Origin of the sequence: Agromyces sp. NPDC056965 (genome assembly GCF_042673425.1) — a bacterium.
Taxonomy (GTDB): domain Bacteria; phylum Actinomycetota; class Actinomycetes; order Actinomycetales; family Microbacteriaceae; genus Agromyces.
In genome coordinates this window covers 1-7,063 of sequence record NZ_JBHURI010000129.1, presented here as the reverse complement: position 1 = coordinate 7,063, position 7,063 = coordinate 1, and the positions used below count along the sequence as shown (strand labels likewise).

8 protein-coding genes are annotated in these 7,063 nt (G+C 70.8%); 6 read left to right on the top strand and 2 right to left on the bottom strand.

All coding sequences use genetic code 11. The features are described 5' to 3' along the window. Nucleotides 1-24 precede the first annotated feature (24 nt). A complete protein-coding gene (locus ACFTQE_RS19505) occupies nucleotides 25-510 on the bottom strand; it encodes a DUF4190 domain-containing protein (RefSeq protein ID WP_376926625.1) in 486 nt (161 codons plus the stop codon). A 182-nt stretch (nucleotides 511-692) separates the two neighbouring features. On the opposite strand from ACFTQE_RS19505, the gene ACFTQE_RS19500 reads away from it, so the two are divergent. From ACFTQE_RS19500 to ACFTQE_RS19485, 4 genes are all read left to right on the top strand, one after another. After that, entirely contained in the window at nucleotides 693-1,790 is a 1,098-nt protein-coding gene (locus ACFTQE_RS19500) for a serine hydrolase domain-containing protein (protein WP_376926624.1), read from the top strand. Further along, nucleotides 1,787-2,056, top strand: a complete 270-nt coding sequence (locus ACFTQE_RS19495; protein WP_376926623.1) for a hypothetical protein — start codon at nucleotides 1,787-1,789, stop codon at nucleotides 2,054-2,056. Before ACFTQE_RS19500 ends, ACFTQE_RS19495 begins: the two co-directional genes overlap by 4 nt. A 61-nt stretch (nucleotides 2,057-2,117) precedes the next feature. Then, a complete protein-coding gene (locus ACFTQE_RS19490; RefSeq protein ID WP_376926622.1) occupies nucleotides 2,118-2,750 on the top strand; it encodes a glyoxalase in 633 nt (210 codons plus the stop codon). Between the two features lie 36 nt (nucleotides 2,751-2,786). Then, a complete protein-coding gene (locus tag ACFTQE_RS19485) occupies nucleotides 2,787-3,386 on the top strand; it encodes a hypothetical protein (protein WP_376926621.1) in 600 nt (199 codons plus the stop codon). Nucleotides 3,387-3,437: 51 nt separating this feature from the next. Here ACFTQE_RS19485 and ACFTQE_RS19480 read toward each other — a convergent pair whose 3' ends face one another. Further along, on the bottom strand, nucleotides 3,438-4,058 hold the full coding sequence (locus tag ACFTQE_RS19480) for a TetR/AcrR family transcriptional regulator (RefSeq protein WP_376926620.1): 621 nt from the start codon (nucleotides 4,056-4,058) through the stop codon (nucleotides 3,438-3,440). Between the two features lie 54 nt (nucleotides 4,059-4,112). Here ACFTQE_RS19480 and ACFTQE_RS19475 point away from each other — a divergent pair, with 54 nt between their 5' ends. Further along, nucleotides 4,113-5,507: an amidase gene (locus tag ACFTQE_RS19475; RefSeq protein WP_376926619.1), complete on the top strand. Its 1,395-nt coding sequence runs from the start codon at nucleotides 4,113-4,115 to the stop codon at nucleotides 5,505-5,507. A gap of 105 nt (nucleotides 5,508-5,612) precedes the next feature. Beyond that, nucleotides 5,613-7,037 carry an APC family permease gene (locus ACFTQE_RS19470; protein ID WP_376926618.1) on the top strand — a complete coding sequence of 475 codons (1,425 nt, stop codon included), beginning with the start codon at nucleotides 5,613-5,615 and terminating at the stop codon, nucleotides 7,035-7,037. Nucleotides 7,038-7,063 lie beyond the last annotated feature (26 nt).

Sequence of the window (7,063 nt, the reverse complement as noted above, 5' to 3'; positions counted from 1 at the left end):
CTTCGTGCTTCGTGCGAGCTGGGATCAGCCGCAGGTGTAGGTGACGCCGTCGACCTCCCAGACACCGGTGCCGAGCTCGCTGCACATGTCGACGACGCCGCCGACGAGCGCGGCGCCGGCCACGATGAAGACGATCGTGACGATGATGCCGACCACGGTCAGGATCGCGCCGACGATGATGCCCGCGGTCGCCGGGGTGTTCTTCACGCCCGCCTTCTTCGACTGCGACTTCGCGACGATGCTGAGGATGAGGCCGATGAGGGGCAGCACGATCGCGAGCACGAGGCCCGCGATGCCGAGGCCCTTGCCGGGAACCGACGGCGCGGGCGCAGCGTACGCGGCAGCCGGAGCGGGCGCAGCCGGAGCGGGCGCGGCCGGGGCCGGTGCAGCGGGAGCCGGTGCAGCGGGTGCCTCAGGGGCCGCCGGAGCTGCAGGCGGCGCTGCGACGTAGTCGGGGGTTGCGGGCGGCGTCGGAACGGTCGGCTCCTGGGGCAGGTTCGGGTCGGTCATGATGCTCCTCTGTCGTCGTGCTGTTCGGGTCGTGGTGCTGTGGTGCGCAATTGCTCCCGGACGATGATGCCAGTCACGGCGGAAATGTGGGGAAGGCTCGCGTCCGGCGCGCGAATCGGCTGGCCATCTGTGGAAACCGAACAGGATTCGGCGCCGTGCCTCGCGCTTGCTAGCATCCGCTCGTGCACATCCTCCGCCGGGTGATCGTCATCGTTGCCGTCACCGCTCTCGTCCTCATCGCCGCGTTCACCGGGGTCTACCTCTGGCAGCAGCCGATCCTCCTGACCGGCACCGGCTACGCCGCCCACAACGCGTGCGCCGTCACCGAGGTCGCCGGCCGCGACGATCCCGCGACCGACCTGCCGCCGAACCCGCTCGTGCCGTACCTGCAGGTCGATGCCGACGCCGATGCGGGCACGGCCACGGCCTCGATCGTGGGCGCCATCGCGCACCAGACCGCGTGGTACGCCGAGGGCTTCGGCTGCACGCTCGCCGATCAGCGGCCCCAGCTCGGCGCGGCGACCGCCATCGATTCGCAGGGCAACCCGTTCGCCGACGTCGCAGCGCCCGCCGCGCCGACGCCCGAGGCGGGCGCCGCGCTCGAGCAGGCGATGAGCCGTGCGTTCGGCGACGAGCTCGCGGCATCCGACCAGGAGGCGCTCGGCACCCGCGCGGTCGTCGTCGTCAAAGACGGCGAACTCGTCGCCGAGCGATACGCCGACGGCTTCGACGCCGAGACCCCGCAGCTCGGCTGGTCGATGTCGAAGAGCGTCACCGAGCTCATGACGGGCATGCTCGTGCACCAGGGCGTCGTCGCGCTGGGCGACGACCACCTGCGGCCGGAGTGGACCGACGAGCGCGCCGACATCACCGTCGAAGACCTGCTGCGCATGCAGAGCGGCCTCGAGTGGGACGAGACCTACGACCTCGGCACGCCGATCACCCGCATGCTCTACCTCGAGCCCGACATGGGCGCCTACGTCGCGAGCCTGCCCCTCGAGCACGAGCCCGGCACGGTGCAGGAGTACTCGAGCGGCAGCACCACCCTGCTCTGCTCGGTGCTCACCGAGCGCACGGGCCTCGGAGCCGACCTGCCCCGGCAGACGATCCTCGGCGCCCTCGGCCTGTCGTCGGCCGTCTTCGAGCCGGATGCCGCAGGCGCCCCCGTGTGTGCTCGTCGTACCTCTGGGCCGCGCCGCGCGACTGGGCCGCGCTCGGCCAGTTCGCCCTGCAGGAGGGGGAGTGGAACGGCGAGCAGTTGCTGCCCGACGGCTGGATGACGGAGACCCTCACGAACGTCGACCACGAGGAGACCGACGATGCGGGGTACGCGATGGGGTTCCGCACGAACGTGCTGCCCGACGGCAGCCTGCGCTGGCCCGAACTGCCCGATGACACCTATTACATGAGCGGGCACGACGGGCAGAAGGTCGTCATGGTGCCCTCGGAAGACCTCGTCGTGGTGCGCATGGGCTTCACGCCCGCCGCCGACGACGAGCCCTCGGAGCGGCAGCTGGTCGCCGACGCGATCGCCGCACTCGGCTGACGGCGCGAAGCGAGCAGTATCCGAGAAGCGCGCCGCGAACGCGGCGAATAACGTCGGCGGTATGAACATCGAAACCACCAAGCTCACGTCCATCGACTCGATCACGCTCGACGCGGCCGACCCCGACGCGGCCGCGCGCTTCTATGCCGACGCCTTCGGGCTCGGTCCCCAGATCCGCACGCGGGCAGCGGATGCCCCGTCGAGCGGGTTCCGCGGATTCACCATGTCCGTCATCGTGTCGCAGCCGGCCGATGTCACGTCGCTGTTCGACTCCGCCGTGGCCGCCGGGGCATCCGTGCTGAAGCCCGCCGAGAAGTCCCTGTGGGGCTTCGGCGGCGTCGTGCAGGCGCCCGACGGCGCGATCTGGCAGGTCGCGACCTCGTCGAAGAAGGACTCTGGTCCGGCCACCCGCACCATCGACAACCTCGTGCTGCTCCTCGGCGCCGAAGACGTCGGCGCGAGCAAGCGGTTCTACGTCGACCGCGGGCTCTCCGTCGCGAAGAGCTTCGGCAGCTACGTCGACTTCGCGACCTCGGGCAGCCCGATCGGCCTGGGCCTCTACAAGCGACGCGCGCTCGCCAAGACCGTCGGCGTCGGCGCCGAGGGCTCGGGGTCGCACGGCATCCGCATCACCGGTGACGCCGGGTCGTTCACCGACCCCGACGGATTCGAGTGGAGTGCCGCGGGGGAGTAGCCGGAGCCGCGGCATCCGTTCGATAGCCTGACGGTCATGCCCGAGCCGACCGATGCCGCGAACCCGACCCTGCCGACTGCGATCCTCGTGGTCGGCGCCCCCGCATCGGGCAAGTCGACGGTGGGCCGACTGCTCGCCGAACGTCTGCGCCCCGGCGCGTTCATCGAGGGCGACGCGCTCTGGCTGATGGTCGTGGCGGGGCGCGAGGACATGGCGGAGCCGCCGAGCGAAGCCGCGCTCGCACAGCTCGAGCTGCGCTACCGGCACGGCGCGATGCTCAGCCGCTCGTTCGTCGATGCGGGCATCAGCGCCGTGCACGTCGACAACATCTTCGGTGACGAGGTCGTCGCCCAGCTCGATCGCGTTGGCGGCCGACGCGCGCTCGTCGTGCTGCGGCCGAGCGTCGAGGCGATCGTGCGCCGCGACACCGAGCGCGGCAGCGGCGCCTACGACGGATGGATCGGCGACGGCAGCCTCGCCGACGCGGTTCGCGTGTTCGACGGATGGCTCGCCGAGACCCCGGCCGTGGGCCTCTGGGTCGACTCGAGCGAGCAGAGCGCCGAGGAGACGGTCGACTGGATCATGGCGCGGTGGGACTCCGCCCTCGTCGACGACGGATCGGGCGACGGCGACTGAACGGACGGCCAGGACCGACTCGGCGTCGCAGGGGGAGCGGCAGCCGGCCCGTCAGGGGAGCTCGCCGCGCACGAGCGTCGCGTCGAGGCCGGCGATGAGGGCCTCGAGGCCGCGATCGAACATCTCGAGGTCGCGCATGCCGGTCATGCCGAGCTCGTCGTCGGCCAGTTCGCCCGCTGCTGCCCGTGCCCTGCTGCGCGCCCACACGACGAGGAAGCCCGAGGCGTAGGCGTCGACGATGCCGAGGATCTGCCGCGCCTTCTCGCGGGAGAGGCCGGCGTGCTCGAGGCCGGCGACGACGTTGCCGAGGTGCGGGGCGACGGGCGACGAGTCGTAGGGAGCGAGGGCGAGCAGCTCGAACGAGTTCGGAAGCTGCACGGCGAGGTCGCGATAGCGGTCGAGGGTCTGCCGCACGAGCTGCTGCCATGACTCGCCGCCGGGTTGCTGCAGGTCGAGCTGTTCGATGAGGTGGTCGACGATCGCGTCGATCAGGGCGTCGCGGCTCCGCACGTGCGTGTAGAGGCTCATCGGGGCGCAGTCGAGCTCGGAGGCGAGCCGCCGCATCGTCAACGCGCTGAGGCCCTCGCGCTCGATGAGCGCGATCGCGGCCGAGGTGAGGTCGCGTCGGGTCAGATTCTGCCGGATCTCGGGAATCTCTTGACGTGGCGGCATGCGTGCAACAGTATCGTCCGTACATTGTACGGACGCACGAAAGGCACCACCCGAATGGATCTGTATCGGCTCACCGCCACCGAAGCGACCGAGCTGTTCCGCCGCAAGGAACTCTCCCCGGTCGACCTGCTCGAGTCGGTGATCGCGCGCACCGAGGCGACCGAGCCGGCGATCAACGCCGTCACCGAGCAGTGGGTCGACGAGGCGCGGGCGGCAGCCGTCGTCTCGGAGGCGCGATTCGCGGCAGGCGACCAGGTGCGCGCGCTCGAGGGCATCCCGCTGATGCTGAAGGACGAGCAGCCCATCGCGGGCCGACTGCTCGAAGACGGGTGCCTGCTCGAGCAGGGCAACATCGCCGACGAGACGCACCCGATCGTCGAGCGCATCCAGGCGGCCGGAGCCGTCATCCACGGACGCACGACCACCCCCGAATACTGCTGCGCGCCGGTGACGCACTCGAAGCTGTGGGGCATCACGCGCAATCCCTGGAACCCCGACTTCACGCCGGGCGGCTCATCGGGCGGCGCGGGCGCAGTGCTCGCCGCAGGCTCGACGGTGCTCGCGACCGGCTCCGACATCGGCGGATCGATCCGCATCCCGGCATCGTTCTGCGGCGTGGTCGGCTTCAAGCCCCCGTTCGGCCGCGTGCCGGGCATGGCGCCCTTCAACTCCGACACCTACTGCGCCGACGGACCCATGGGGCGCAGCGTCGCCGACGTGGCCATGCTGCAGAACGTGATCTCGGGTCCATGGGTCGGCGACGCCGCGTCGCTCCGCGAGGTCGCCGCGGTCTCGGGCGAGGTCAGGCCGCTCCGCGGCATCCGTATCGCCCTGTGCCTCGACCTCGGCGGCTACGACGTCGACCCGGCCGTCGAGGCGAACACGCGCGCCGTCGCTGCCGCACTGACCTTCGCCGGCGCGATCGTCGACGAGGTCGAGCTGCCGTGGGGCTACGAGCGGGTGGCGGAGGCGGCGTGGCCGCACTTCGGCGCCGTCATGGGCCCGTTCATCGAGAGCATCGTCGACGGCGACCCCGACCGGGCGGCGCAGCTCATGCCCTACACGCGGGCCTTCGCCGCCAAGGCCGCCGGCGGCGGCGACTACGTCGAGGGGCTCGTGGCCGAATCCGCGTTCTACCGCCCGTTCGCCGAGCTCATGACCGGCTACGACGTGCTCATCTGCCCGACGATCGCGACCACCGGCCTCGCCGCCGACGAGCCCTGCACCGACAGCAGCGACGTGTTCTCGAAGCTCATGACGCTGCCGTTCAACGTCATCGGCCGGGTGCCGGTGCTCGCCGTGCCGTCGGGCATCGCGCCGAACGGCGTGCCGACCGGGGTGCAGATCGTGGGTCGCACGTACGACGACGCCACCGTCTTCCGCGTCGGCGCCGCGCTCGAGCAGGAGCTCGCGCTCTGGACCGACCCGGCGTGGTGGCCGGCGCTCTAACACCGCGCAGCACCGCCGCAACGGCACCACCCACCACCACCGCACCACGCAGTTCCCGCTTCACCGCTGTCACCCCCGTGTCCCCCTGGCATTGATCGGAGCACCATGACCACCACCACGACGACCGACGAGCAACCCGGACTGGCCCGAGGCAGGCTCGGCACGTTCGACATCTTCTTCTTCGTGGTGGCGGCGGCCGCCCCCCTCGCCGTGATGGCGGGGGCGGCGCCGCTGGCGTTCCGGCTCGGCGGCATCGGGGCACCGGGTGCCTACGTGTTCAGCGGCGTTGTCTACATCCTGTGCGCTGCGGGCCTCACCGCGTTCGCGCTGTACGTGCGCAATGCGGGCGCGTTCTACGCCTTCATCGGCCGAGGGCTCGGGCGCCCGGCCGGTGTCGGCTCCGCGTTCGTGGCGCTCATGTCGTACGCCCTGATCTGCGCGGGGTTCTACGGCTTCTTCGGGTTCTACGCGGCGACGACCTTCACGGACTCCTTCGGAATCGACCTGCACTGGTCGGTGTACGCACTCATCGCCGTGGCGATCGTCGCGTTCCTCGGGTATCGCCAGATCGACATCGGTGCGCGCGTGCTCGCCGTGCTCATGATCCTCGAGGTGGCGATCCTCGTGGTGCTCGCCGTCGCGGTGCTCGTGACGGAGGGCACGGCGAACTTCTCGCTCGAGCCCTTCGCCCCCGGCAACGTGTTCAACCTTGGCAGCGGCGGCATGTTCGTGCTGGCCCTCGGCGCGTTCATCGGTTTCGAGGGAACCGCGATCTACGCCGAGGAGGCCCGCGATGCGAAGCGCACGGTGCCGCGGGCGACGTACCTCGCGGTCGGGTTCCTCGCGCTCTTCTACGGATTCATCGCCTGGGTCGCCGTCGCGGCGATGGGCGTCGACGGGCTCACCGAGTTCACCGTCTCCGACGTCTTCCAGGGGCTCTACTTCATGCTCGCCGAGTCGTACCTCGGCAGCTGGGCGGTGCTCGTCATGGGGCTCCTGATCGTGACGAGCATCCTCGCCGCGACGATCGCGTTCCACAACGCCACGTCGCGCTACATGTTCGCGCTCGGCCGCGACGGCGTGCTGCCGGCCGGGCTCGGCCGGACGCACCCGAAGTACCGTTCGCCGGCGCGGGCCAGCATCATCACCACGATCGCCTCGCTCGTCTTGATCGTCGTCACCCTGATCTGCAACGGCGACCCGTACCTGCAGCTGCTGCTGTGGACGAACGGCGTCGGCATCGTCGGCATCGTGGCGCTGCAGGCGCTCTGCATGGTCAGCGTCATCGCGTTCTTCCGGCGCGACCGGCGCGGCCACGGCGTGTTCCGGGTGATCATCGCGCCGGCGCTCGGCGTGCTCGGACTCGTCGTCGGCCTCGTGCTCATGCTGACGAACCTCGACCTGCTGACCGGGCGCACCGACTGGGTGAACTGGGCGCTCATGGCGCCGCTCGTGCTCGTCGCCGCGGGCGGCGTGATCTGGGCGATCCGCAATCCCGCGAGGGAAGCGCCGGCCTCGGTCGAGGACTGAGCGACGAGCGGGTCGCCCCTCAGGGG

Excerpts from the sequence above, each read along its gene's own strand:
- ACFTQE_RS19485 (WP_376926621.1), top strand. The coding sequence starts at position 2,787 with ATGCCCGAGCCGACCGATGCCGCGAACCCGACCCTGCCGACTGCGATC.
- ACFTQE_RS19495 (WP_376926623.1), top strand. The coding sequence starts at position 1,787 with ATGACGGAGACCCTCACGAACGTCGACCACGAGGAGACCGACGATGCG.
- ACFTQE_RS19490 (WP_376926622.1), top strand. The coding sequence starts at position 2,118 with ATGAACATCGAAACCACCAAGCTCACGTCCATCGACTCGATCACGCTC.
- ACFTQE_RS19475 (WP_376926619.1), top strand. The coding sequence starts at position 4,113 with ATGGATCTGTATCGGCTCACCGCCACCGAAGCGACCGAGCTGTTCCGC.
- ACFTQE_RS19505 (WP_376926625.1), bottom strand. The coding sequence starts at position 510 with ATGACCGACCCGAACCTGCCCCAGGAGCCGACCGTTCCGACGCCGCCC.
- ACFTQE_RS19480 (WP_376926620.1), bottom strand. The coding sequence starts at position 4,058 with ATGCCGCCACGTCAAGAGATTCCCGAGATCCGGCAGAATCTGACCCGA.
- ACFTQE_RS19470 (WP_376926618.1), top strand. The coding sequence starts at position 5,613 with ATGACCACCACCACGACGACCGACGAGCAACCCGGACTGGCCCGAGGC.